This window comes from Mycobacterium sp. NTMscope_MAC_269 (assembly GCF_976985695.1).
Genome location: NZ_OZ335668.1, coordinates 1050909 through 1075650, shown reverse-complemented (window position 1 = coordinate 1075650; position 24742 = coordinate 1050909). Strand labels below are relative to the sequence as shown.

Genomic DNA, 24742 nt, shown 5'->3' with positions numbered 1-24742 from the left:
TGTCCCTGCGTGTGCGGGCCCCCGTAGCGACGCCACGACTCAACCATAACGACGCCGCCACCACGTGCCGCAACACCAATGGTCAGCGCGGAAAGTACCGGCTGTCGTTGTCGACCGCGTCGAAAATATCCAATGCGTGCTGAAACGGCCCGGACGTGATCCGCTGATCGCTCGCATACGAGTGGTCGAGTTCGAACACGATGCACAGCAGCAGGCCGAGCAGCACCGCGACCGTGCTGGACACGACGAGGTGTCCGACGGTGCTGCCCAGCCGCAGGAAACCGGTGAAGGCGACCAGCACCACCGCGCCGAAGATCAGTCCCGCCCACATCAGGGCCGGTATGCGCGGCTTGGTGCCGACGATTCGTTCGTTGCGGTCGGACGCCAAATCGCCCAGCTGGTTGAGGAATTGCTGGTTGATCGGCTTGGCCGCGATGTTGGGCTGCTGGCGGCCGACGGTGCGGTACATCCGGGTGATCGCGGCCCGCGCGCCGTCGTCGTGCTGCTTGTTCCATTCGGGACCGGCCACCGCGCCCGCGTACTTGCGCAACAACTCCTGGATCTCGGTCCGTTCCGGTTCGGGCATGGCGACCGTTTGCCGATACATCGTCGTCAGCGCCGATGCCTCACCGGACACGACGACCTGGGTGGACGAGAAGTGCTCCCAGGTGGCCACCACGGTGAATCCCAGCAGCGCGCCGTACACAAAGCCCACGACGGTCAGATACGACGTCATCGCCGGATTCTGTTGGCTGCCATACCGCTCTTCCGGCAGGATGCGCCGCCCCAGCCACAGGGAGCCCGCCGCGATCGCGATCGCCACCGCGACGACACACACCAGCAGCAGCCACAGGGGTAGTCCGGATCCGCTCACTGGTCTCCTTGCTCGGTGCCGCGCCGATCAGCGTATTGCGGCCCGGCCGGCCCGGGACCCGATTCGCGCGTTCTCAGCCGCTGTTTCGCAGCGCGCTGGCCAGCCCGTTCATCGTCAGCAAAATCCCGCGCTGCACCAATTCGTCGTCGTCGCCGGAGCGGTAACGGCGCAGCAACTCCACCTGGAGGTGATTCAGCGGCTCGAGATACGGAAAGCGATTGAACACCGACCGCGCCAGCGCCGGGTTGTCGGCGAGCAGGTTGTCCTGCCCGGTGATGAGCTTGTGCATGGCGATGGTTCGCCGGTGCTCGTCGACGATCTTGCCGAAGACCCGGTGTCGCAGTTCCTCGTCGTCGACCAATTCGGCGTAGCGCGCCGCCAGGCCGAGGTCGCTTTTGGCCAGCACCTGAGCCAGATTGGACAGCACACTGCGGAAAAACGGCCACCGCTGGTACAGGTCGGCCAGCATGGCGACCCGCTCGCCCTCGCTCTGCGGCCCCGCCGCGATCCACTGTTCGAATGCCGACCCGGTGCCGTACCAGCCGGGCAGCATGACCCGCGACTGGCTCCACGCCAGCACCCACGGGATGGCCCGCAGGTCCGAGATCGACTCGGTCGGTTTGCGCGACGTCGGCCGGCTCCCGATGTTCAGCGAGCCGATCTCGCTGACCGGCGTGGAGGCCATGAAGTAGTCGACGAAACCCGGTGTGTCGTGGACCAATTCGGCATAGGCGCGCTGGGCCAGCGCGGCCACTTCGTCGAGCACCGCGTACGCCGGTTCCGCGGCGTCGCCCAGGCCCTCGACGTCCAGCAGCGTGGACTCCAGCGTGGCGGCCAGCAGGCTTTCCAGATTGCGTTGTGCCACTTGCGGTTCGGCGTATTTGGCGGCAATCACCTCGCCCTGCTCGGTGAGCCGCAGCGAGCCGTTCACGGCCCCGGGCGGCTGTGCCAGGATCGCCTCGTAGCTCGGGCCGCCGCCGCGGCCGACCGTGCCGCCGCGACCGTGGAAGAGCCGCAACCGGATTCCGGCTTTGCGCGCCACTTCCACCAGCGCCAGCTCGGCCCGGTACACCGCCCAGCTGGACGCCAGATACCCGCCGTCCTTGTTGGAGTCCGAGTAGCCCAGCATCACTTCCTGGATATCGCCGCGCGCGGCCACCAGCGCCCGGTAGATCGGAAGTTCGGTCATCGCGTGCAGGATCGTCGCGCCGTTGTGCAGGTCGTCGATGGTTTCGAACAGCGGGGAAATGCCCACCGGGCAATACGGCCGGGGCCCGGACGCGTCGATCAGCCCCGCCTCTTTCAGCAGGATCGCGGCCTCGAGGACGTCGGAGACCGAGCGGCACATCGAGATCACGTAGTTGGGGACGGCGGACGGCCCGTAGCGCTTGATGGCGTGCGCGGCCGCGCGCACCACGCCCAGCTCGGTGCGGGCCAGGTCGGACAGCTGCGCGTCGTCCCCGACCAGCGGGCGGCGGGTGCCCAGCTCGGCCGCCAACAGCTCGACGCGCTCGTCTTCGGGCAGCGAACGGTAATCCGGGTGCACGCCGGCCCAGGCCAGCAGCTCGCCGACCACCTCTTCGTGCGCGTCGGAGTTCTGCCGCATGTCCAAGCCGGACAGGTGAAACCCGAAGACCCGCACGCCTTCTCGGAGCAGCGCCAGGCGATCGTCGGCCAGCAGCGCGCTGCCGTGCCCGCGCAGGGACTCGTCGATGGTGTCGAGGTCGGCTCCCAGTTCGGCCGGGGTTTCATACGGCGGCAACCCCAGATCCAACAACCCCTGTGGTGTCCGGTCCAGGATCTCGGCGCTGGTCGCGCTGAGCCGGCCGCGGATCACCCGCACCGCCCGCCGGTACGGTTCGTCGGCGCGGGCTTTCTCCCCGCAGCCCTCGGCCAGGTCGATCAGCGCCGGGGTGACCGAGACCAGGCGCGCCGACATCGACAGCTCCTGCTCCAGCGCGGTCAGCTCGGCCAGGTAGTGCGCCAGCGCGGTGAACGCGGCGCTGCCGGTGGCCTGGCGCACCACGTCGGCCGTCACGTTCGGATTGCCGTCGCGGTCCCCGCCGATCCAGGAGCCGGGCTGCAGCATCGGCTCGCCCACCAGGTCGGCCTCGGGCCAGCGGGCCCGCAGGGCGTTGCGGACCTCGGCGTTGACCTGCGGGATCACCTTGAAGAACGCGGCGGCGTAATAGCGCAGGCCCACCTCGATCTCGTCGGTGATCTGCAGCCGCGACAGCCGGGTCAGCGCGGTCTGCCACAGGTTGAGGACCTGGCGGCGCAACTCGAGTTCGATGTTGCGGCCCTCGTCGGTCGCGGCGTGCCCTTCGGCGTGCAGCCGCATCAGCTCGGTGATGCGGTGCTGGGTGACGAAGACGGTGCGCCGGCGGGTCTCGGTGGGGTGGGCCGTGATCACCGGAGCGACCACGGCGCCCTTCAGCGCCTCGGCCACCGTTGCCGAATCGAGTTGTGCCTCATCGAGTTTGGCGTAGGTCGCGGCCAGGGTGCTGTCCTGCGGCGGTTCGCCGGCGGCGACGTGGACCGCGCGGCGGCGCTCGCGGTGGATGTCTTCGGCCACGTTGGCCAGCAGTGCGAAGTGGCTGAACGCGCGGATGACCGGGACGGCCTGGTGGATGTCGATGCCCTCGAACATCTCAGCCAGCTGCGCCCGGTCGATCTCGGAGCGTCGCACCCGGAACGATTCCACCCGCGCGCGTTCGACGAGCTCGAACACCTCGCGGCCGTTCTGCTCGCGCACCGTGTCGCCCAGGATGGCGCCCAGCAGCCGGATGTCGGCCCGCATCGGCTCGGTCGCCTCGCGCCCCACCAGGGTGCGCTGGACGGCGCCGATCGGTTCCAGCGTGCTGTCGGAGACTTCGGAGGCGTCAGCCATGCGTCTCAGTATCGGCGTTCGGCTCGATCGGCAGGCCGACGGCCGGATAGCTCTCGACGTAGCGCTGGTCGTCGGGCCCGAAGTAGGTGCAGGTTCGGGCCGCGGTATCGACCTCGAACCGGTATACCCCGGCGTTGAGCGCCCTTTCGACGAATTCCGGAAAACTGGATTCGCCAGCCTGGTCGGCACGCAGCGCGCGCACCAACGCGTCTTTGTCGAACGGCGGCAACTCGACCATTCCCTGCCGGATCGGGGCGCCCACCTGCAGCACGGCGCCGCCCGATGTCGTGTACACAGTCGATGCCGACGCGACGTCGAAGAAATACCCGGTGACTCCCGCGCGGCGAAGCGCTTCCGCGAGGAAGGGAAACCCACCCCTCTGCGGCCGATTCGCGGCTGCGTATTCCAGGGCCGCGCGGATGGACTGCACAGTTAAGCTCACTGGTTCTCCTGTCTGGAACGAAACTGACAACAGGAGATCATTTTGACAAATGATTGTCAATATTGCAATGAGTTACCATTAGCGCTGTGACCAAACAGATGGAGATCCTCTACTCCGAGCTTTTCGAAGCGGCCGGAGTCGGCCGGAGAATGGGCGAGGCCATCGCGGCGCGGCAGTCCCAGACCCAAGGTCGCTGGCAGGCCATGTGGACCATCGAGGAGGTGCCTCTGACGGTCCCGCAAATCGCGCGCCGGCTTGGCATGACGAGGCAGAACATTCAGCGGGTTGCCAGTGAACTGGTCGAGCGTGACCTGGCCACGTTCGTGCCCAACCCGGATCACAAGACCTCGCAGCTGCTGCAGCTGACCGCCACGGGCCGCTCAACACTGGATCGGCTCAACTCCACCGCGAATCGCTGGCACCAGGCGATACTTGCGACGTTTACCGCTGACGACGTCGCCTCGCTTCGGCGGCTGCTAGAACGATTTGTCGCTGCTATGCGCGACTTGGACGATTTACAAGCCTAGGCCGATCAGTGGTATTTGATCAGCAGGGCCATCGCGATGATGCACACCAGCCAGATGGCGGTGATGAAATACGTCAGCCGGTCCAGGTTTTTTTCCACCACGGTGGAGCCGGACAGGCTGGACTGGACGCCACCACCGAACAGCGTGGACAGGCCGCCACCCTTGGCGCGGTGCAGTAGCACCAGCAGCACCACCAGGATGCTGGTAACGACCAGGGTGATCTGCAAAGCCAACTGCATGACGGCCAGCCTACCGGCCCCGACGGCGCATCACGGCAGGGGCCCGCCGGCGGCGATGGCCGCCAGCGTGGCGAATTGCTCGCCGTCCAGCGACGCGCCGCCGACCAGACCGCCGTCGATGTCGTCGCGGGCGATGAGCTCGCCGACGTTCTTGGCGTTGACCGAGCCGCCGTAGAGCACCCGCACCGAGTCGGCGACCTCTTCAGTGGCGAGCGAGGCCAACTCCTTGCGGATCGCCGCGCACACCTCCTGGGCGTCGGCGGCGCTGGCCACCCGCCCGGTGCCGATCGCCCACACCGGCTCGTAGGCGATGACGACCTTGCCGATCTGTTCGGCCGACAGCCCGGCCAGCGAGCCGCGCAGCTGCTCCTCGCAGTGGATGACGTGGTTGCCGGCTTCGCGGACGTCGAGGTGCTCGCCGATGCAGACGATCGGGGTCAGTTCGTGCTTGAGGGCCGCGGCGGTCTTGGCGGCGACGACCGCGTCGTCCTCGTGGTGATACGTCCTGCGCTCGGAATGCCCGACGACGACGAACGTGCAGCCCAGTTTCGCCAAAAAGGCGCCGCTGACCTCCCCGGTGTAGGCGCCGGAGTCGTGCTGGGACAGGTCCTGCCCGCCGTAGGTCAGCCGCAGCTTGTCGCCGTCGACCAGCGTTTGCACGCTGCGCAGGTCGGTGAACGGCGGCAGCACCGTGACGTCGACCTTGTCGTAGTACTTGTCCGGCAGCGCGAACGCGATCTTTTGCACCAGCGCGATTGCCTCGAAGTGGTTGAGGTTCATCTTCCAGTTGCCGGCGATCAGTGGCTTGCGGCTCACGACTCAGGGCCTCCCTAGTTGTGGTCGGGCTGGGGTCGGCTCAACACCTCGATACCCGGAAGCGTCTTGCCCTCAAGGTATTCCAGCGACGCTCCCCCACCGGTGGAGATGTGCGAGAAGGCGCGCTCCGGGATGCCCAGCGCGCGCACGGCGGCCGCGGAGTCCCCGCCGCCGACCACGGAAAAGGCGCCCTTGCCGGTGGCGGCGGCGATCGCTTCGGCGACGCCCTTGGTGCCCGCGGCGAACGCCGGGAACTCGAACACGCCCATCGGCCCGTTCCAGAAGACGGTCTCGGCGTTGGACAGCAGGGTGGTGAACCGTTTGACCGATCCCGGACCGATGTCCAGGCCCATCAGGCCGTCGGGGATGGCGTCCGCGGCGACGGTCTGCGGTGTCGCGTCGGCGGCGAACTTGTCGGCCACCACGATGTCCACCGGCAGCCGCAGCACGTCGACGTAGGTGTCCAGCAGCCGGCGGCAGGTGTCCACCATCTCGGTCTCCAGCAGCGACTTACCGACCGAAAAGCCTTGCGCGGCCAGGAAAGTGAAGCACATGCCGCCGCCGATGACGATGCTGTCGGCCTTGGTGGCCAGCGACTCGATGACGCCGAGCTTGTCGGACACCTTCGACCCGCCGAGCACCACCGCGTAGGGGCGCTTGGTCGAGCTGGTCAGCTGCTCGAGCACCTGGATCTCTTCGGCCACCAGCGTGCCGGCGTAGTGGGGCAGCAGGGTGGCGATGTCGTACACGGAGGCCTGTTTGCGGTGCACCACGCCGAAGCCGTCGGAAACGAAAGCCCCTGTCGGGCCGACCAATTCGGCCAACTGCCGGGCGAGCGCGAGCCGCTCGGCGTCGTCCTTGCTGGTTTCGCGGGGGTCGAAGCGGATGTTCTCCAGCAGCAGGACGTCGCCGTCGGTCAGCCCCTCGGCGCGCGCCAGGGCGTCGGTGCCCACGACGTCTCCGGCCAACTGCACGTGGCGGCCCAGCTGCTCGGACAGCGCCGCGGCGACCGGCGCCAGCGACAGCTTCGGATCCGGTCCGCCCTTGGGACGCCCGAGGTGCGCGGTGACCACCACCTTGGCGCCCGCGTCGACGAGCGCCTTGAGCGTCGGCACCGAGGCGGTGATGCGCCCGGGATCGGTGATCTTGCCGTCATCCAGTGGCACGTTCAAGTCCGAACGCACCAGCACGCCGCGACCCGAAACCCCCTCGCCGAGAAGGTCTTTGAGAGTGTGGACGGCCACGGGGCTACAGCGACTTACCGACCAGGGCGACCAGGTCCACCAGGCGGTTGGAGTAGCCCCATTCGTTGTCGTACCAGGACACCACCTTGGCCTGGTCGTCGATCACCTTGGTCAGCCCGGAGTCGAAGATCGAGCTGTGCGGGTCGGTGACGATGTCGCTGGAGACGATCGGCGCGTCGTAGTACTTGAGGATGCCCTTCATCGGCCCCTCGGCGGCGGCCTTCATCGCGGCGTTGATCTCGTCGGCGGTGGCGGACTTCTTGAGCTCGGCGGTCAGGTCGGTGACCGAGCCGGTGGGGATCGGCACCCGCAGCGCGTAGCCGTCGAGCTTGCCCTTCAGCTCAGGCAGCACCAGGCCGATGGCCTTGGCCGCGCCGGTCGAGGTCGGCACGATGTTCAGCGCGGCGGCGCGGGCGCGGCGCAGGTCCTTGTGCGGCCCGTCCTGCAGGTTCTGGTCCTGGGTGTAGGCGTGGATCGTGGTCATCAGGCCCTTGACGATGCCGAACTCGTCGTTGAGGACCTTGGCCAGCGGCCCCAGGCAGTTCGTGGTGCACGAGGCGTTGGAGATGATGTTCTGGCTGCCGTCGTACTTGTCGTCGTTGACGCCCAGCACGATGGTGATGTCCTCGTCGGTGGCGGGCGCGGAGATGATCACCTTCTTGGCGCCGGCGTCCAGGTGGCCCTTGGCCTTGGCGGCGTTGGTGAAGATGCCGGTGGACTCGACGACGACGTCGACGCCCAGGTCGCCCCAGGGCAGCGCCGCCGGGCCTTCCTTGACCTCGAGCGCCTTGATCTTGGTGTTGCCGACAACGATGGTGTCGTCGCCCTCGAGGCTGACGTCGTGCGGCAGGCGGCCCAGGATGGAGTCGAATTTCAGCAGGTGCGCCAGGCTGGCGTTGTCGGTGAGGTCGTTGACCGCGACCACCTCGATGTCCGCGGTGCCTTGCTCCTGTTGAGCCAGCAAGGCCCGGTAGAAGTTCCGCCCGATTCGACCGAAGCCGTTGATACCTACTCGGACCGTCACTTTTCTCTCCTCTGTCTTCTTTCCTGTGTCCGCTGATTTGCGCTCGTCGCCAGCCTAGATCAGCGGCGCCAACCGTTGCCGCGCTGGTACATCAGCCGTGACGTCGGCCACAGGCGGCCGGCGCTACCGGCGGCGCTTGCGCAGCCAGCCCAGCGCCGCCTCGGCGGCGTGGTAGCCGCACAGCCCGTGGATGCCGGCCCCCGGCGGGGTGGACTGCGAACACAGGTAGACACCGGGGACACCGGTCGCGTACGGGTTGACCGAGACGCGCGGCCGCAGGATCACCTGGAGCCCGTCGTTGGCGCCGCCGATGATGTCGCCGCCGATGAAGTTGGGGTTGTAGGCCTGCAGATCGGCGGTACCGCTGGTGACGGTGGCGACGACCCGGTCGCGGAATCCGGGCGCGAAGCGCTCGATCTGGTCGGTGATGATCTCGGTGGCATCGCCGGTGTAGCCGAACGGCACGTGGGCGTAGGCGTAGATCGGGTTGATATTGCCCGCCGAGCGCGACGGGTCGGCCAGGTACTGCTGCCCAAGGATGATGAACGGCCGCCGGTACATCCGTCCTTGCGACCGCTCGCGTTCGCTGTGTGCGATCTCGGCGAATGTCCCGCCCAAGTGCACGGTGCCGGCGTGACCGCAGTCGGGATTGGTCCAGGGAATGTGGCCCTCGATGGCGTAGTCGACCTTGAAGGCCGAGGACCCCTGGCGGTAGCGCCGGTAGGAGCGCTTGATGCGGCCGGGCATGGCGTCGCCGTAGAGCCGCAGCGCCGCGGCCGGGGTGAGGTCGAGCATGACGATGTCGGCGTCGGGAATGTCTTTGCGGCTGCTCACGGTGACGCCGGTGGTGATCGCAGCGCCGTGTTCGGCCAAGACGGCTGCCAGCGCCGCGATGATCGACCCCGATCCGCCCTCAGCCACCGGCCAGCCGTAGTGGTGCCCGCTGGCCATGAACATCAGCGCCATTGCGGCCGTCAGCGGCCGGTCGAGCCGGGTGTAAGCGTGCGCGGCCTGGCCGCCGTATAGCGCGCGCACCCGCTCGGTGCGAAACCCGCGAGCCAGCACCGTGGCCGGCAGCAGCGCGCGCGGCCCGAAGGCAGCAAGCCGGATGGGGTGGCGCGGAACATGCAGGACCGGGCGCATCAGGTCTTGGCATAGCTCGTCGAAGCCGGCGGCGAGATCGCCCACCGCGAGCCGCCACCGCCGTCCGTCGTCGCCCATTTCGGCCACGGTTCGGTCGATCGACCGATACAGCAACCCCGCGGTGCCGTCGTCGAGCGGATGCGCGCAGTCGATCTCCGGCCACTTCCACACCAGCCCGTAGCGCGGCAGGTCGATCTCCTCCCAGAACGGTGAACCCACTGCCATGGGATGCGCAGCCGAGCAGACGTCGTGGACCACGCCGGGCACCGTCAGCTCGGCCGAGCGCGCTCCCCCGCCGGCGGTGTCGCGGGCCTCCAGCACCTGCACGTCGAGGCCCTGGCGGGCGAGGTGGATCGCGGCGGCCAGTCCGTTGGGCCCGGCGCCGACGACGACCGCCTTAGCCATGGGCGGTCCGCGGCGATCGCAAGCGCGGCGAAGCCGGGCCCGGCGGGTCGCCGCCACCGATGATGACGTGGACGGGATAGTCGTCGCCGGGCTCGGGCCAGGGCTGGCGGGTCAGCATGTCCGCCACGTCGACGTAACCCTGCTCGATCAGGCCGGCCTTGGCGTCGACGATGCGGTAGGCCTGCGTCTGGCGGTGGATCGGTTGGGCTTCCAGGATGATCACCCGCACGTCGCCCTCGTCGAAGTCGCAGCGCCGCTGGACCGCGGCCAGCAGCTGTTCGTTGTGCAGGTGGCCCTCGCCGAAGTTCCAGCCGATCAGCGGCCCGGCGATGATCTCGCCGTCGCGCAGCAGGTAGTCGGCCTCGTCGGCGCCCTCCGGAAGGGCGCGGGGCACCAACCCACCCAGCGCCCGCCCGTGGGTGTGCATGGATCGCCAGCCCATCAGCTTGTCGATCATGAGCTCGGCGGTGGCCGGATCGTAAAGCCTGGCAAGCTGATTGGGAGCCAGCGCCGACGCCTTGGTGACGTTCGCCTCGATCGTGTCTTCGGCGCCCTTGCGCAAGCACCAGGTGCTGGTGGCCCAGTTCCCCGCGTAGTAGCGCATCGCCGGCAGGAACGAAACCTGTTGGGGGAAGAAGTTTCCCACGATCGGCACCACCGCGAGCGCGGCGATCAGGATGGCCAGCAGCAGCGGCGAGCTCAGCCCGGTGGCCGTGACGCCGGCGTAGTGCCCGAACAGGTAGAACAGCGAGAAGATGAAGAAGACGTTCCACTCCAACGGAACTCCCATCGGAATGGTGGACGTGATGTTGAGGTGGAACAACAGCATGAAGGCGATCAAGAACCACGCCCACCGATGGCCGTCGGCGACGAACACCAGAACAAGCGGAACCAAGAATTCCGCGGTCGTTCCGCCGACGTGGGCCATCACCTTCGGAATCCACGAGGGCCGCAGGTCGTCGACCGGATCCAGATACAGCCGCCGCTTGAACCAGTTGAACGCCCGGCTGCGCAACAGCGGGCTGTTGCTCATCATGACCGCCACGACATACGGGAAGTGGTGGTTGAGCTTCGAGGTCGCCGCGCCCCACCACAGCGCCAGCATGATGATCTTGTAGGCGGCGATCTGGTCGGTGAAACCGAAGAAGAACACCAGCAGCGTCAGCCCGTAGTGTTCGCCGCGCGCCGCGAGGAAGATCGTTTTGTCCCGCAACCCCAGCAGCGCCAGCGCGACGATGGCCGGCGCGACCAGGACGGGGTCGATCAGGCCGACGTCGCCGCCCGCGGTGACCGGACCGCCGCGCCCTGGCGAGAGCAACGCCCAGACGCCCGAACCCAGCACCACGAGGTAAAGCGCGACGTCGACGATGGTGCGGTTGTCGCCGCGGGTGAACGGAACCTTGTCCGGCCACGCCGGCAGCCGAATCGTGTTGGGCCGCAACCAATACAGGAAGCCGCCGAACGGCGGCCAGAACCGGGCGGTCAGCGGCCCCGATCCGCAGCCCAGGCCCAGGATCTCGAACAGCAGCGTGAAGACGACCACCTTCTGGTACACGATCGGCTGTGTCCACCAGTCGGCGATGTGCCCGAGATCGCCGAGGCCGGGCGTCAGCGAGATGACGGCGGCAGCGCCGACGACGTACGCGGCGATCTTGAACACGTAGAACAGATACACCGCATACGGGGAGCCGAAGCCATGTTCGACCCAGTGCCGGGTCATGATCTGGCGTCTGGTCGAACGCGGCAAGCCGAGCCACGTGTCGGCCTCGACGTCGGGAAACTCCGGACTCATGAATCCCACGGGCGGCCTCGTTCCGATCGGGAAAACCAGCTGGCCCATCGAATGTATCGGCACCGCCGGCCGCGTGCGCCGATATCGCGTTGCGCCGCGGACCGCGCCGCTTACGCGGGCGAAAATGCCGAAACACCATGACAGCGGCCCCGGCCCGGTCGCTACGATCGAGGGACTCGACTCGGCGATCCGGCCCCGCGCGAGCGTCAAGGGAGGAACGTGACCGACAGCGATAACCCCGAGGGCGGGGACATCGGCAAATTCGACCCCGTCTTGACCCAGCGCCTGATGGCGGTGATGCGCCCGGTCCTCAAGACCTATTTCCGGTCGGAGGTGCACGGCCTGGATTCGTTCCCGCCCGGCGGGGCGCTGGTGGTCGGTAACCACTCGGGCGGCATGTTCCCCATGGATGTCCCGATCTTCAGCGCGCATTTCTACGACAAGCTCGGCTACGACCGGCCGGTCTACACGCTGAGCCACGACATCCTCATGACCGGCCCCACCGCGGACTTCTTCCGCCGCACCGGATACATCCGGGCCAACCGGGAGAACGCCGCCGTCGCGCTGCGGTCCGGCGGCGTGGTGATCGTGTTCCCCGGCGGCGACTACGACGCCTACCGACCCACCCTGTCGGAGAACGTCATCGACTTCAACGGCCGCAAGGGCTACATCCGCACGGCCATCGACGCCGGCGTCCCGATCGTGCCGGCGGTGTCCATCGGCGGGCAGGAGACGCAGCTCTACCTGACCCGCGGCACCTGGCTGGCCGAGCGGCTGGGTATCAAACGGTTGCTGCGCAGCGCGATCCTGCCGTTGTCGTTCGGTTTCCCCTTCGGCTTGAGCGCGGTCATCCCGCCCAACCTGCCGCTGCCGACCAAGATCGTGACCCGGGTGCTCGAGCCGATCGACATCGCCGAGAAGTTCGGCGAGGACCCCGACATCGACGAGGCCGACGAGTACGTGCGGTCGGTGATGCAGGAGGCCCTGACCGAGCTCGCCGCCAAGCGCCGGTTCCCGATTCTCGGCTGAGCCAATGCCAAACCCGTTGAGCGAGACTCTTGGTCTGATCGGCACCATGCGCCGCGCCGGACTGATCGCACCCATGCGCCCGGACCGCTACGTGCGGATCGCCGCGGCTATGCGCCGCGAAGGCATGGGCATGACCTCCGGCTTCGCCAGCGCCGCCCAGCGCTGCCCGGACCGGCCGGGGCTGATCGACGAGCGCGGCAGCCTGACCTGGCGCGAGCTCGACGAGCGGTGCAACGCGCTCGCCGCCGCGCTGCAGGGGTTGCCGTCGGGCCAGGCCCGGGTCATCGGGATCATGTGCCGCAATCACCGCGGATTCGTCGAGGCCCTGGTCGCCGCCGACCGGATCGGCTCGGACATCTTGCTGCTCAACACGTCGTTCGCCGGGCCGGCCCTGGCCGACGTGGTCACCCGCGAAGGCGTCGACGCGGTCATCTATGACGAGGAGTTCACCGCGACGGTGGACCGCGCGCTGGCCGGCACCCCCGATGCGACCCGCATCGTGGCGTGGACCGACGCCGAGCATGAGCCGAGCGTCGAGGGGCTGATCGCCGCCCACACCGGGGCGCAACCGAAGCGCACCGGGCGCAAGGGCAAGATGATCCTGCTCACCTCCGGCACCACCGGAACACCCAAGGGCGCCAAGCAATCTGGCGGCAACGCGGGAATCGGCACGCTGAAGGCGATCCTGGACCGCACGCCGTGGCGGGCCGAGGAGCCCATCGTGATCGTGGCGCCGATGTTCCACGCCTGGGGCTTTTCCCAACTGCTGCTCGCGGCGTCGTTCGCCTGCCCGGTGATCACCCGGCGCAAATTCGACCCGGAGGCCACGCTGGATCTGATCGACCGGCACAAGGCGACCGGCCTGGTGGTGGTGCCGGTGATGTTCGACCGGATCATGGAGCTGCCGGCCGAGGTGCGGCGCCGCTACAGCGGCCGGTCTCTGCGGTTCGCCGCGGCATCGGGTTCGCGGATGCGTCCCGACGTCGTCACCGCGTTCATGGACGCGTTCGGCGACGTGATCTACAACAACTACAACGCCACCGAGGCGGGCATGATCGCCACGGCCACCCCGGCCGACCTGCGCGTCGCGCCCGACACCGCCGGCCGGCCCGCGGGGGGCACCGAAATCCGCATCCTGGACCCGGAATTCAACGAACTACCCGCCGGCGAGGTCGGCAGCATCTACGTGCGCAACAACACCCAGTTCGACGGCTACACCTCGGGCAGCAACAAGGACTTTCACGCCGGGTTCATGTCGTCGGGCGACATCGGGTATCTGGACCCCGCGGGGCGGCTGTTCGTCGTGGGCCGCGACGACGAGATGATCGTGTCCGGCGGTGAGAACGTCTACCCGATCGAGGTGGAGAAGGCGCTCGCCGCGCATCCCGACGTGGCGGAGGCATCGGTGATCGGCGTGGACGACGAAGAATACGGGCAGCGGCTGGCGGCGTTCGTGGTGCTGGAGCCGGGCGCTGGCGCCACCCCCGACGTCCTCAAGCAGCACGTGCGGGACAACCTGGCCAACTACAAGGTGCCCCGCGAAATCACCGTGCTGGACGAACTTCCCCGCAGCAGCACCGGGAAGATCCTGCGCGCGGAATTGCAAGCACGGGTCGGCGGCTGATGGGGTTCACCCGGACGATCAGAAGGCCCAAGCCCCGGCCCCTGGGGCGCGCCGCGCTGGAATTGGCTAACGCCGCCAACGGATTACGGCCACTGGCCCGCAAGGGCTACAGCACCGTACTGGTGTTCTGGTTCGGTTGGCCGGCATCCGAGGTGCCGGGCGTGTACTTCTCCGCGTCGCTTTTGGACGTCCTGCGACGGGGTCGCCGCGGCGATTTCGCGGGACGGAGCGGAAAGGCGGCGCTGGCGCTGACGGCCGCGTCGTGGGCCATCCTGGCGGTGATCAAGTATCGCGGCGTCACCACCCCCGGACCGGTGCTGGAGGCGGGGCTGCGCGAGCAACTCGGCGACGACTACGAAGAGGCGCTCGACAAACTGCCGCAGTCCAAGCCCACCCGCCGTGGGCGTCGCACCCTGCCGTTGGGTAACACGGTGGCGCGGCGCCGCTACGTCGAGAAGACGAACGTGGTGTCGTACGGGCCGCACGGCCGCGCCAACCTCGCCGACATCTGGCGACGGCACGACCTGCCGCGCGACGGCAAGGCGCCGGTGCTGTTGCAGGTGCCGGGCGGCGCCTGGGTGATCGGCATGCGCCGCCCCCAGGCCTATCCGCTGATGAGCCACCTGGCCGCGCGCGGCTGGGTGTGCGTGTCCATCGGCTACCGGGTTTCGCCGCGGCACACCTGGCCCGACCACATCGTCGACGTCAAACGCGCACTGGCCTGGGTCAAGGAGAACATCTCGCGCTACGGCGGGGATCCGAACTTCGTGGCGATCACGGGCGGGTCGGCCGGCGGCCACCTGTGTTCGCTGGCGGCGCTGACGCCGAACGACCCGGCGTTCCAGCCCGGCTTTGAGGAGGCCGACACGTCGGTGGTGGCCGCCGTTCCGGTGTACGGGCGTTACGACTGGTTTTCCACCGAGGGCGAGGGGCGGCGCGAATTCGTCGAGCTGCTCGAAAAGTTCGTCGTCAAGCGGAAATTCGACACCCACCGAGACATCTACGTGGACGCCTCGCCGATCCGGCGGCTGCGCGCCGACGCACCACCGTTCTTCGTTCTGCACGGTCACGACGATTCACTGATCCCGGTGGGCGAGGCGCAGGAATTCGTCGAGGAGCTGCGCGCGGTGTCGAAGTCCCCGGTCGCCTACGCCGAATTGCCGCACGCCCAACACGCTTTCGATATCTTCAGTTCCCCGCGCGCGCACCGGTCCGCGGAGGCCGTGGCGCGATTCTTGTCGTGGGTGTACGCGACACGCCCGCCCGAGCGCGACTGAGAGGTTTCCTGCCGCCCGCCGCCCCTCTCACCCACCCGCGGGCGTTTTCGGATATCGGAAACGGATAACGAAATCCCTTGTGTCACTGTGGTTTCAGGGGCCACAAAGCGGCGATTCTTGTCGGTGGGCGCCGATAGTTTGGCGCTGTGAGTCCAAGTGGTCAGGCTGAGGTCGAGGCGGTGTTCGCCGCGCTCGACGCCGACTTGGACCGGGCTTGCGCGTTGTCGTTGGACGCGTTGAGCATTCAGCAGCAGCTGGCAGTGTTGGAGCGCTGCGAGAGGCTGCGTCGGCGGCTGCCGGTCATTGAGCATCCACTGCTCAATTCCCTTGCCCGCCAGGTCCCATCCCAGGAACTGGGCGGCGGGCTCGCCCACGCCCTGACCGAGCGCACCCTGATCAGCCGCAACGAAGCCTCTCGGCGCATCAAAGAGGCCGCCGATTTAGGTCAACGCCATGGCCTGACCGGTGAACCCCTGCCGCCCACCTTGGCCGCGACGGCCGCCGCCCAGCGCGCTGGAGATCTCGGCGCCGGTCAGGTGGGCGTGATCCGCACGTTCTACCACCAACTGCCCGGCTGGGTGAGCGCTGCGGCCCGCGAGGTCGCCGAGGCCAGGCTCGCCGAGCTGGGCACCCAGTTTCCCCCCGAACACCTCGCCGCGCTGGCCCGCACGATGACCAACACCCTCAACCCCGATGGCACCTTCACCGACGAGGACCGCGCCCGCAGCCGCGGGGTAACCCTGGGCAACCAACAACCCGACGGCATGTCGGCGCTACGTGGCCTCATTTCTCCTGAGCTGCGCGCCACCCTGGAAGCCGTGGAAGCCAAACTGGGCGCCCCGGGCATGTGCAACTTCCTCGACGAGATGCCCTGTGTGGATGGTTCGCCCAGCCAAGAAGCCATCGAGGGCGACCCCCGCTCAGCCGCCCAACGCAACCACGACGCGCTTTTGGCCGCGCTGCGCGCGCTGTTGGCCTCCGGGAAGTTGGGCCAGCACAACGGGCTGCCGGCCTCGATCATCGTGACCACCACCCTGCGTGAGCTCGAGGCCGCCGCCGGGCGAGGCCTGACCGGCGGGGGCACGATTTTGCCGATGAGTGATGTGATCCGCCTGGGTCGCCACGCCAACCATTACCTGGCGATCTTCGACAAAGGCAAGGCACTGGCGCTCTATCACACCAAGCGGCTCGCTTCACCCGGACAGCGGATTGTGCTCTACGGCAAGGACCGCGGCTGCACCGCACCGGGCTGCACCGTATCCGGCTACTACTGCGAGGTCCATCACGTCACCGACTACAGCACGTGCCGCACCACCGACGTCAACGACCTCACCTTCGCCTGCGGCCCCCATCACCGCATGCTGCAACCCGGCGGCTGGAGCACCCGCAAAAACGCCAATGGCGACACCGAATGGAAACCACCTCCAGAATTCGACCGCGACCAACCCCGCACCAACACCTACCACCACCCCGAAAAACTGCTACGCGACGGCGACGACGACGCGCCATAGCTCACGGGACCCCTTCTGCCAGAACGTCATCGAGTGGATCATGCGCGATGCCGCTGGCTGGCCGCAGGCCTAGCTCGAGTTGTTCTCCCCCGCGGCGGCCTTCTCGAGGTCGGTCAACGCCGCCTCGATCCGGTCGGCCATGTCGTCGATGTCGTTGGCCACCTCGGGCGTCGTCACGAAGCCGAAGTCCAGGTAGTCCTGATAGGAGAAGCAGGTGATGTTCAGCGCGACGTCCATCACCGGCGGGCCCAGCGGCACCAGCGAGTCCAATTTGGCGCCGGCCATGTACAACGGGAACGGCGGGCCGGGCACATTCGACACAACCAGGTTGATAGGGGCCAGGTTTCGCGATAGACCGCTGGCGGTGTAGGCCCGCGCGGCCAGCTGCAACAATCCCGGCGGTGTGGTCTCGGTCAGCCCCATGATCTGATGGGCCGACAGCGCCTTGGCCATCAGCTTGGCGTTCTGGGTGCTTTCGTGGATGGACCGCAGCCGCTTCCCGGGGTCTTCGATGTGGGTGGCCAACGAGACGGTCATCGAGCTCACCTTGTTGCCGATGTCGTCCTTGTTCTCGTCGGTGCGCGTCGACACGGGGATCTGCGCGATGAGCGGTTTGGCAGGCAGCTCACCACGTTTGAGCAAGTAGTCACGCGCCGCACCGGCCACCAACGCCAGCACGACGTCGTTGAGCTTGACGCCGTACGCATCCTTGATGGCCTTGGCGCGGGCCAGTTCGACGCGGCAGCCGGTGATGCGCCGGTGCGGCGACACCGACGCATTGAAGCGGGTTTTCGGGGCTTCGAAGTAGCGCGGCGGCCTGCTGCTCACACCCAGCGTCGCGATCTGTTGGCGCACGGTCTGCTCGACCAGCCGCGCGACACGGAACGGCGTCTTGACGCCGACGTTGATCAGCGCGCCCACCGCGCGCCGTTCGATGCCCGGAATCTGCAATCCCACCAGGGATCCCACCGTTTCCTGTTGCGGTGGCCGCGGTTCCGGCGTGACGTCCAAAAGGATTTCACCCAGGCCGGCACCCGAGACGCCGTCGACGATGGCGTGGTGCATCTTGGTCAGCGACGCGATCCGGCCGCCCTCGACGCCCTCGATCACCCACATCTCCCACAGCGGCCGCGAACGGTCCAGCTTGTAGGACATCAACCGGCCGACCAGTTCCTCGACCTCGCGGCGACCACCGGGCGCGGGAACGCCGATGCGCCGGATGTGGAAGTCGGGGTCCAGGTCCTCGTCCTCGACGAACCACGGCCGGTCCAGGCCGAGCGGCGCGCCGGTGACCCGCCACCGCAACTGTGGCAGCTCCGGCAGCCGCTCAATGATCAGCTCGCGCAGTCGCTGAAAGCTGTACTCCGGCGCGTCCTTCGGGTCGCAAATCGCGAGTGCGCCCACATGCATGTGCCAGCCCGCGGTTTCGGCCGACCAAAACGCCGCATCAACGCTCGAAAGCCGTTTCATTCCCCGACCGTAGCCCTCCCCCACCCGTTGTGCCCAGCAAATTCGCTGGTTCGTCAGGCGTCTTCCAGCAAATCCGGCGTCACCGCCGACTCGGTGTCGGGAATGCCCTCGATCTTCGCCTTGCGGTCGGCCATCGACAGCAACCGCCGAATACGGCCGGCCACAGCGTCTTTCGTCATCGGCGGATCGGCGAGCCTACCGAGCTCCTCCAGCGACGCCTGCCGGTGCTCGACGCGCAGCTTGCCGGCCGAGGCCAGATGGTCGGGGACGGTGTCGCCGAGGATCTCCAGCGCCCGCTCCACCCGGGCGGCCGCCGCGACCGCCGCCCGCGCCGAGCGGCGCAGGTTGGCGTCGTCGAAATTGGCGAGCCGGTTGGCAGTCGCGCGCACCTCGCGGCGCATCCGGCGCTCCTCCCACACCAGCCGGGTGTCCTGGGCGCCCATCCGGGTCAGCAACGCGCCGATCGCCTCGCCGTCGCGCACCACCACCCGGTCGGCGCCGCGCACCTCGCGGGCCTTCGCGCTGACCCCCAACCGGCGCGCCGCGCCCACCAGCGCCAGCGCCGCCTCCGGGCCGGGGCAGCTGACCTCCAGCGCCGAGGACCGTCCCGGCTCGGTCAGCGACCCGTGCGCCAGGAAGGCTCCCCGCCACGCGGCTTCGGCGTCGCCGACGCTGCCGCCCACCACCTGCGCCGGCAGCCCGCGTACCGGGCGGCCGCGGTTGTCGAGCAGCCCGGTCTGGCGGGCCAGCGCCTCACCGTCATTGGCCACCCGCAACACATATCGGGTGCTCTTGCGAATCCCGCTGGCGGACAACACATGCACGACTGCGGTGTAGCCGTAGAGTTCGAAAATGTCCTTGCGCAGCCGCCGCGCGACGTTGCCGAGATCGACCTCAGCCTCGACCACGACGCGACCGCCGACGATGTGCAGCCCGCCGGCGAACCGCAGCAGGGACGTGACCTCCGCCCGGCGTGCGCTGACCGATTTCACGACCAGGCGGCTCAGTTCGTCCTTGACTTCGGTCGTCATCGCCACGAGTCGTCACCCCTTGGTCCGCTGCCGGCCGGCCCGTCCCCACCTGGTGGTGGGCTTGCACCGTCGACCCGAATATCCGCGGTGGCCGTGACGGGAGCCGCTTCCGGAGCCTTGCGGGCCGCCCGGACCCCGTCCAGGGCCGCCGCGAGCTTGCCTGGATCATGTAAAGGTGTACCAGGTCGGGCCACGTCGGCGAAGTGGACCTCGGCATGCAGCAGGGTGGCGGTGCGGCGCAGTTGCTCGCGTTCGCGCTCACTCGGCACCCGGTCGGCGTCGATGATGATGTCGTGCACGCTGAATTCCGGTGCGTGCTGGGCCAGCACGTGCAGATGACGCTCGACGGAGAAGCCGGCCGTCTCCCCCGGCTCGGCCACCAGGTTCAGCACCAGGGCGCGCCGCGCGGTCGTCGCCCGCAGCGCCGCCGCCAGCTCCGGCACCAACACGTGCGGGATCACGCTGGTGAACCACGAGCCGGGACCCAGCACCACCAGGTCGGCCGCCATGATGGCGTCGACGGCCTGCCGTGTGGCCGGGGGGTGATCGGGCAGCAGCCGGACCCGGCGCACCTTGCCCGGGGTGGTCGCGATCGCCACCTGGCCGCGGATTACCCGGAACATCCGCGGGTCGCCTTCCAGACCGGACACGTCGGCCTCGATCTGCAGCGCGATCGGGCACATCGGCAACACCCTGCCCTTGACGCCCAGGATGCGGCCGAGCTCGTCGAGGGCGGCCACCGGGTCGGCCAGCACCTCGGACAGGCCGGCCAACATCAAGTTGCCGATCGGATGCCCGGCCAACGCGCCGCTGCCGCCGAACCGATGCTGCAGGATGGTCGCCCACAGCCGCCCGTGGGGGCTGTCAGATGCCAAGGCCGCCAACGCCATTCGCAGATCACCGGGCGGCACCACGCCGAGTTCGCTACGCAGCCGGCCCGAGGATCCGCCGTCGTCGGCGACGGTCACCACCGCGGTGACGTACGGGGTGAGCCGGCGGGCCGCCGACAACGTCGCGTACAGGCCGTGTCCGCCGCCCAGCGCGACGATGCCCCGGTTGAACGGCTCGCTCATTCGCGACCCAGATCCCGGTGCAGCACCCGCACCGACAGCTGGTGATCGGCGTTCAGCAACTGCATCAATTGCTCGGCGATCGCGACACTGCGATGCTTTCCCCCCGTGCAGCCGATGGCGACCGTCATATAGCGCTTGCCCTCCCTGCGGTAGCCGTCCACGACCAGAGATAGCAGTCGATGGTAGGCCTCGAGAAACTCGGCCGCGCCGGGCTGGCTCAAGACGTAATCCCGCACCGCGGGATCCTGCCCGGTGCGGGGGCGCAATTCGTCGACCCAGTGCGGGTTCGGCAGGAATCGCACGTCCATCACCATGTCGGCATCCATCGGCAGGCCGTACTTGAAGCCGAACGACTCGACCGTGACGCTGGTGGTCGCGCCGGTGTCGCCGCCGAACGCCCGCTCGATGGTCTCGCGCAGGCCCCGCACCGACAGCGTCGACGTGTCGATGATCAGGTCGGCGGTGGCGCGAACCGACGCCAGCATCCGGCGCTCGGCGGCGATGCCCTCGGCCAGCGTCTGATCGCCCTGCAGCGGATGGCTGCGCCGATTCTGCTCGTAGCGGCGCACCAACATGTCGTCGGATGCTTCCATGAACACCACCCGCGGGGCGATGTTTCGGGTCGCCAGTTCGGTGCGCACCGAGTCCAGATCCCCGGTGAAGCCCCGCGAGCGCACGTCCATCACCACCGCCAGCTGGGTGATCCGCGACCCCGCGTCCATGCCGAGATCGACCATCCGGGTGATCAGTTGCGGGGGCAGGTTGTCGGCCACATACCAGCCGAGGTCCTCGAGCACCTTGGCCGCGGTACCCCGCCCGGCCCCGGACAATCCCGTCACCAGAACGACGTCGATGCCGGCCGAGGCGTCCACCGAGTGGTTGCCCGCCAACTCACCCGGGCCCGTCAATGCGCGGCCCTGGACTCATCGGGGGCCTGCTCGGGTCGCAGCGCCTCGAGGACGGCGGTGGCGGTGGCGACGCCGATGCCGGGGACGGCGGTGATCTGGTCGACGGTGGCCTCCTTGAGGCGGGCTATCGATCCGAAATGGCTTACCAATGCCTTACGGCGATGTTCTCCCAATCCTGGCACCGAATCCAGCGCCGATGCCGTCATTCGCTTGGATCGCTTGCTGCGATGGTAGGCGATCGCGAACCGGTGGGCCTCGTCGCGGACACGTTGCAGCAGGTAAAGCCCCTCGCTGTTGCGCGGCATGATGACGGGGTCGGGTTCCGACGGCACCCACACCTCTTCCAGCCGTTTGGCCAGCCCGATCACCGCCACATCGGTGATGCCGAGGCCTTCGAGGACCGCGCTGGCCGCGTTCACCTGTGGCGCGCCGCCGTCGACGACGTACAGGTTCGGCGGATAGGCGAAGCGGCGGGACTTCCCTTCCGGCGAAAGCATATTCGGGTCATTCTGTTCGCTCAGGTGCCGCGCGAAGCGGCGGCGGGTCACCTCGGCGATGGAGGCGACGTCGTCGGAGCGTCCCTGTCCGGCGGCCTCCCGGATGCTGAAGTGCCGGTAGTCCGATTTGCGCGGCAGACCGTCCTCGAACACCACCAGCGAGCCCACCACGTCGGTCCCCTGCACGTGGCTGATGTCCACGCATTCGATGCGCAGCGGCGCCTCGGACAGCCCAAGGGCTTCCTGAATGTTCTGCAGCGCGGCGGATCTGGCGTTGAAGTCACCGGCCCGCTTCAGCTTGTGTTGCTGCAGCGCCTCTTTCGCGTTGCGCTGCACGGTTTCGGCCAGCGCGCGCTTGTCGCCGCGGCGCGGCACCCGCAGTGCCACCCGGGACCCGCGCAGGCCGGACAACCAGCTCGTCAGCTCGTCGCTGTTGGACGGCAGGCAGGGCACCAGCACCTCGCGCGGCACCGGGTTCACCGATTCGTCTGCGGCGCCGCCTAATTCGGCCTGATCGCCGTAGAACTGCGTCAAAAACTGCTCGACCAACTGCTCTTCGCCGGAATCGCCCGGGTCGGCAGACTTTTCGACGATCCAGCCGCGCTGACCGCGGACCCGGCCACCGCGCACGTGGAACACCTGCACCGCGGCCTCGAGATCGTCGTCGGCGAAGGCCACCACGTCGGCGTCCGTGCCGTCGCCGAGCACGACGGCCTGTTTTTCCATCGCCCTCTTCAGCGCGCCGAGGTCGTCGCGCAGCCGCGCGGCCCGCTCGAAATCGAGCCGCTCGGACGCGGCGTTCATCTGCTGTTCCAGCTCGCGGGCGAACCGATCGGTCTTGCCCGACAGGAAGTCGCAGAAATCGTCCACGATCTGGCGATGCTGTTCGGCACTGACCCTGCCGACACACGGCGCCGAGCATTTGTCGATGTAGCCGAGCAGGCAAGGACGGTCAATCTGCTTGTGCCGCTTGAACACGCCCGCCGAACAGGTACGCGCCGGGAACACCCGGGTGAGCAAGTCCAGCGTTTCCCGGATGGCCCAGGCGTGCGAGTACGGGCCGAAATAGCGGACGCCTTTGCGGCGCGGACCGCGATAGACCATCAGTCGCGGGAATTCCTCGTTGAGGGTGACCGCCAGCACCGGATAGGACTTGTCGTCGCGGTAGCGGACGTTGAACCGCGGGTCGAATTCCTTGATCCAGTTGTATTCGAGCTGCAGCGCCTCGACTTCGGTGTTGACCACCGTCCACTCGACCTTGGCCGCGGTGGTGACCATCTGCCGCGTTCGCGGATGCAGTCCGGAGATGTCGGCGAAGTAGGACGTGAGCCGGCTGCGCAGACTCTTGGCCTTGCCGACGTAGATGACGCGGCCGTGCGGATCCCGGAATCGGTAGACGCCCGGCTCGACCGGGATGGACCCGGGCGCGGGGCGGTACGTGGCGGGATCTGGCACAGATCCAGGCTAGTAGCCGGGCACGACGTGCCGAGAATGGCAGGCGGGTGCGGGCGCCGGTCTACTGTGGTGCCCACGAACCTCCGGGGAGGCCGGGAGGGTTGGGAGGAAAGTTGGCCGCCGAGTCCTCGCTCGCCTGGTTGCTGCAGCCGGTGCCGGTCGAGGTGTTCCTCGACGAGATCTGGGCTACCCGGCACCACCACATCCAGCGGGGCGAGCCCGGCTACTTCGAACGCCTGCTGCCCTCGACCGTGGACGAACTCCTCGAGCAGATGCGACCGGAACCGTCCGCCGTGCGGCTGGTGAAGGGCGGCCAGGACAAGGATCCGGCAAGCTACCGCCGCGGCGACGGTAGTCTCGACCCGGCCCGCGCCCGCGACGGCCTGGCCGACGGGTACACCATCGTGCTGAACGGTCTCGAGCGATATTTGCGCACCGTGGCGACGCTGTCGCATTCCCTCGAAGTCGAGCTGAATTTCCCGACCCGGGTCAACGCCTACGTCACGCCTCCGGACTCCACGGGCTTTGTCCCCCACTACGACCCGCACGACGTGCTGGTCCTGCAGATCCAGGGATCCAAGACGTGGCATGTGTCCACCGGCGCCCCCGTGCCGCCACACGAGATCCAGAGCCGCAAAGGGGTCGGGACGGACGGGCTCTCGGTAGCGGCCGACGTGCGGCTGCGCGCCGGCGACGTGCTGTATCTGCCGCGCGGACAAGTGCATTCGGCCGAAACGCGCTCGGAGTCATCGATCCACTTGACGATCGGTCTGCACGCGCCGACCGTGCTCACGCTCGTCATGCACGCGCTCTACGCGCTGAGCCTGCGGGACCCCGGCCTGCACACCCGCCTGCCGGCGCGGCACCTGGACGACGCGGACGTCCGCGGTGGGCTGGGTGGCCTGGTGCGCGACACCCTGCGAACCCTCGAAGGGCCCGACGTCGCCGCGGACGGCCTCGGCGCATTGGAGGACGTCTTAGCCCGGCGCGGCCGGTGTCCACCGGTCGGACGGGTCAGCGACACCGCCGGCATCGACGCCCACACGCTGGTGCGCAAGCACCAGCCGCTCTACGCGCGCGTGACCTGCGCCGCCGATCGCGTTGTGCTGCACTTCGCTCAGTTGTCCGTGGCCGCCGGGCTCGACCACGACGCCGCGATGCGGTTCCTCGCCTCGAGCACCGAGCCATTCCGGGTCGGCGAACTGCCCGGGTTGAGCGCCCCGCAGCAGACGGGACTGGTTCAGACGCTCCTGCTGAACGGCTTCCTCGCCCGGCTGTCCAATGACTGACAATTAGCTTCGTATTTCCGGTGAAAGCCGCGAATCTTATCCGTATTTGCGGTTCCTCTAGGGATAAGCTTCACGACATGCGGACGGCTGTCCGCACCGCGGCCGCCCGTACCGCCCAGCTGACCCGTCGCAGCCCATGGACACGTCAGTTGACCCGAGTACCACGCGATACCGGCGCCGGA

Annotated in this window: 20 protein-coding genes; 6 read left to right on the top strand and 14 right to left on the bottom strand. The window is 68.2% G+C overall.

The window, feature by feature from the left end:
* Positions 1-82: 82 nt before the first annotated feature.
* The 3 genes from ACZ50Z_RS05445 to ACZ50Z_RS05435 all read right to left on the bottom strand — a co-directional run bounded on the left by ACZ50Z_RS05445 (position 83) and on the right by ACZ50Z_RS05435 (position 4206).
* Positions 83-874: a bestrophin-like domain gene (locus tag ACZ50Z_RS05445; RefSeq protein ID WP_464482613.1), complete on the bottom strand. Its 792-nt coding sequence runs from the start codon at positions 872-874 to the stop codon at positions 83-85.
* Positions 875-947: 73 nt separating this feature from the next.
* On the bottom strand, positions 948-3764 hold the full coding sequence (gene ppc, locus ACZ50Z_RS05440) for a phosphoenolpyruvate carboxylase (RefSeq protein ID WP_464482612.1): 2817 nt from the start codon (positions 3762-3764) through the stop codon (positions 948-950).
* Positions 3757-4206, bottom strand: coding sequence for a DUF1398 family protein (locus tag ACZ50Z_RS05435; RefSeq protein ID WP_464482611.1), 450 nt, complete (start codon positions 4204-4206; stop codon positions 3757-3759). Before ACZ50Z_RS05435 ends, ppc begins: the two co-directional genes overlap by 8 nt.
* A gap of 86 nt (positions 4207-4292) precedes the next feature.
* Here ACZ50Z_RS05435 and ACZ50Z_RS05430 point away from each other — a divergent pair, with 86 nt between their 5' ends.
* A complete protein-coding gene (locus ACZ50Z_RS05430) occupies positions 4293-4733 on the top strand; it encodes a MarR family winged helix-turn-helix transcriptional regulator (protein ID WP_464482610.1) in 441 nt (146 codons plus the stop codon).
* Positions 4734-4738: 5 nt separating this feature from the next.
* On the opposite strand, the gene secG is transcribed toward ACZ50Z_RS05430, so the two are convergent.
* The 6 genes from secG to ACZ50Z_RS05400 all read right to left on the bottom strand — a co-directional run bounded on the left by secG (position 4739) and on the right by ACZ50Z_RS05400 (position 11405).
* Positions 4739-4972 carry a preprotein translocase subunit SecG gene (gene secG, locus ACZ50Z_RS05425; RefSeq protein ID WP_293044621.1) on the bottom strand — a complete coding sequence of 78 codons (234 nt, stop codon included), beginning with the start codon at positions 4970-4972 and terminating at the stop codon, positions 4739-4741.
* 30 nt (positions 4973-5002) lie between these two features.
* Positions 5003-5788, bottom strand: a complete 786-nt coding sequence (gene tpiA, locus ACZ50Z_RS05420; RefSeq protein ID WP_464482609.1) for a triose-phosphate isomerase — start codon at positions 5786-5788, stop codon at positions 5003-5005.
* A gap of 14 nt (positions 5789-5802) precedes the next feature.
* Positions 5803-7032 (bottom strand): phosphoglycerate kinase, encoded by a 1230-nt coding sequence (locus ACZ50Z_RS05415; RefSeq protein ID WP_464482608.1) that lies wholly within the window; start codon positions 7030-7032, stop codon positions 5803-5805.
* A 4-nt stretch (positions 7033-7036) separates the two neighbouring features.
* A complete protein-coding gene (gap, locus tag ACZ50Z_RS05410) occupies positions 7037-8056 on the bottom strand; it encodes a type I glyceraldehyde-3-phosphate dehydrogenase (RefSeq protein ID WP_064934385.1) in 1020 nt (339 codons plus the stop codon).
* Positions 8057-8179: 123 nt separating this feature from the next.
* The gene (locus tag ACZ50Z_RS05405; RefSeq protein ID WP_464482607.1) at positions 8180-9604 is read right to left on the bottom strand and encodes a phytoene desaturase family protein; all 1425 of its coding nucleotides are present in this window, start codon (positions 9602-9604) and stop codon (positions 8180-8182) included.
* On the bottom strand, positions 9597-11405 hold the full coding sequence (locus ACZ50Z_RS05400) for a DUF3556 domain-containing protein (RefSeq protein ID WP_464482606.1): 1809 nt from the start codon (positions 11403-11405) through the stop codon (positions 9597-9599). Before ACZ50Z_RS05400 ends, ACZ50Z_RS05405 begins: the two co-directional genes overlap by 8 nt.
* Before the next feature lie 279 nt (positions 11406-11684).
* Between ACZ50Z_RS05400 and ACZ50Z_RS05395 the strand changes: the two genes are divergently transcribed.
* The 4 genes from ACZ50Z_RS05395 to ACZ50Z_RS05380 all read left to right on the top strand — a co-directional run bounded on the left by ACZ50Z_RS05395 (position 11685) and on the right by ACZ50Z_RS05380 (position 16837).
* Positions 11685-12425 carry a lysophospholipid acyltransferase family protein gene (locus ACZ50Z_RS05395; protein WP_464486101.1) on the top strand — a complete coding sequence of 247 codons (741 nt, stop codon included), beginning with the start codon at positions 11685-11687 and terminating at the stop codon, positions 12423-12425.
* A gap of 4 nt (positions 12426-12429) precedes the next feature.
* Entirely contained in the window at positions 12430-14049 is a 1620-nt protein-coding gene (fadD12, locus tag ACZ50Z_RS05390; protein ID WP_464482605.1) for an acyl-CoA ligase FadD12, read from the top strand.
* The gene (locus tag ACZ50Z_RS05385) at positions 14049-15326 is read left to right on the top strand and encodes an alpha/beta hydrolase (RefSeq protein WP_464482604.1); all 1278 of its coding nucleotides are present in this window, start codon (positions 14049-14051) and stop codon (positions 15324-15326) included. Before fadD12 ends, ACZ50Z_RS05385 begins: the two co-directional genes overlap by 1 nt.
* Positions 15327-15472: 146 nt before the next feature.
* Positions 15473-16837, top strand: a complete 1365-nt coding sequence (locus ACZ50Z_RS05380) for an HNH endonuclease signature motif containing protein (protein WP_464482603.1) — start codon at positions 15473-15475, stop codon at positions 16835-16837.
* 69 nt (positions 16838-16906) lie between these two features.
* On the opposite strand, the gene ACZ50Z_RS05375 is transcribed toward ACZ50Z_RS05380, so the two are convergent.
* The 5 genes from ACZ50Z_RS05375 to uvrC are packed head-to-tail and all read right to left on the bottom strand — an operon-like array spanning position 16907 to position 23271.
* Positions 16907-18307, bottom strand: a complete 1401-nt coding sequence (locus tag ACZ50Z_RS05375; protein WP_464482602.1) for a WS/DGAT/MGAT family O-acyltransferase — start codon at positions 18305-18307, stop codon at positions 16907-16909.
* Between the two features lie 53 nt (positions 18308-18360).
* A complete protein-coding gene (whiA, locus tag ACZ50Z_RS05370; protein WP_026071328.1) occupies positions 18361-19338 on the bottom strand; it encodes a DNA-binding protein WhiA in 978 nt (325 codons plus the stop codon).
* Complete coding sequence (yvcK, locus tag ACZ50Z_RS05365) at positions 19335-20411, bottom strand: uridine diphosphate-N-acetylglucosamine-binding protein YvcK (RefSeq protein WP_464482601.1); 1077 nt, start codon at positions 20409-20411, stop codon at positions 19335-19337. The genes whiA and yvcK overlap by 4 nt, the downstream gene beginning before the upstream one ends.
* Positions 20408-21301 (bottom strand): RNase adapter RapZ, encoded by an 894-nt coding sequence (rapZ, locus tag ACZ50Z_RS05360; protein ID WP_464486100.1) that lies wholly within the window; start codon positions 21299-21301, stop codon positions 20408-20410. Before rapZ ends, yvcK begins: the two co-directional genes overlap by 4 nt.
* 14 nt (positions 21302-21315) lie before the next feature.
* The gene (uvrC, locus tag ACZ50Z_RS05355; RefSeq protein ID WP_464482600.1) at positions 21316-23271 is read right to left on the bottom strand and encodes an excinuclease ABC subunit UvrC; all 1956 of its coding nucleotides are present in this window, start codon (positions 23269-23271) and stop codon (positions 21316-21318) included.
* A gap of 113 nt (positions 23272-23384) precedes the next feature.
* Here uvrC and ACZ50Z_RS05350 point away from each other — a divergent pair, with 113 nt between their 5' ends.
* Complete coding sequence (locus ACZ50Z_RS05350; RefSeq protein ID WP_464486099.1) at positions 23385-24560, top strand: cupin domain-containing protein; 1176 nt, start codon at positions 23385-23387, stop codon at positions 24558-24560.
* Positions 24561-24742 lie beyond the last annotated feature (182 nt).

What these genes read in the sequence shown, in the direction of transcription:
- fadD12 (WP_464482605.1), top strand. Translation starts at nt 12,430, where the DNA reads ATGCCAAACCCGTTGAGCGAGACTCTTGGTCTGATCGGCACCATGCGC.
- ACZ50Z_RS05385 (WP_464482604.1), top strand. Translation starts at nt 14,049, where the DNA reads ATGGGGTTCACCCGGACGATCAGAAGGCCCAAGCCCCGGCCCCTGGGG.
- secG (WP_293044621.1), bottom strand. Translation starts at nt 4,972, where the DNA reads ATGCAGTTGGCTTTGCAGATCACCCTGGTCGTTACCAGCATCCTGGTG.
- ACZ50Z_RS05405 (WP_464482607.1), bottom strand. Translation starts at nt 9,604, where the DNA reads ATGGCTAAGGCGGTCGTCGTCGGCGCCGGGCCCAACGGACTGGCCGCC.
- ppc (WP_464482612.1), bottom strand. Translation starts at nt 3,764, where the DNA reads ATGGCTGACGCCTCCGAAGTCTCCGACAGCACGCTGGAACCGATCGGC.
- yvcK (WP_464482601.1), bottom strand. Translation starts at nt 20,411, where the DNA reads ATGAGCGAGCCGTTCAACCGGGGCATCGTCGCGCTGGGCGGCGGACAC.
- whiA (WP_026071328.1), bottom strand. Translation starts at nt 19,338, where the DNA reads ATGACGACCGAAGTCAAGGACGAACTGAGCCGCCTGGTCGTGAAATCG.
- ACZ50Z_RS05395 (WP_464486101.1), top strand. Translation starts at nt 11,685, where the DNA reads ATGGCGGTGATGCGCCCGGTCCTCAAGACCTATTTCCGGTCGGAGGTG.
- ACZ50Z_RS05375 (WP_464482602.1), bottom strand. Translation starts at nt 18,307, where the DNA reads ATGAAACGGCTTTCGAGCGTTGATGCGGCGTTTTGGTCGGCCGAAACC.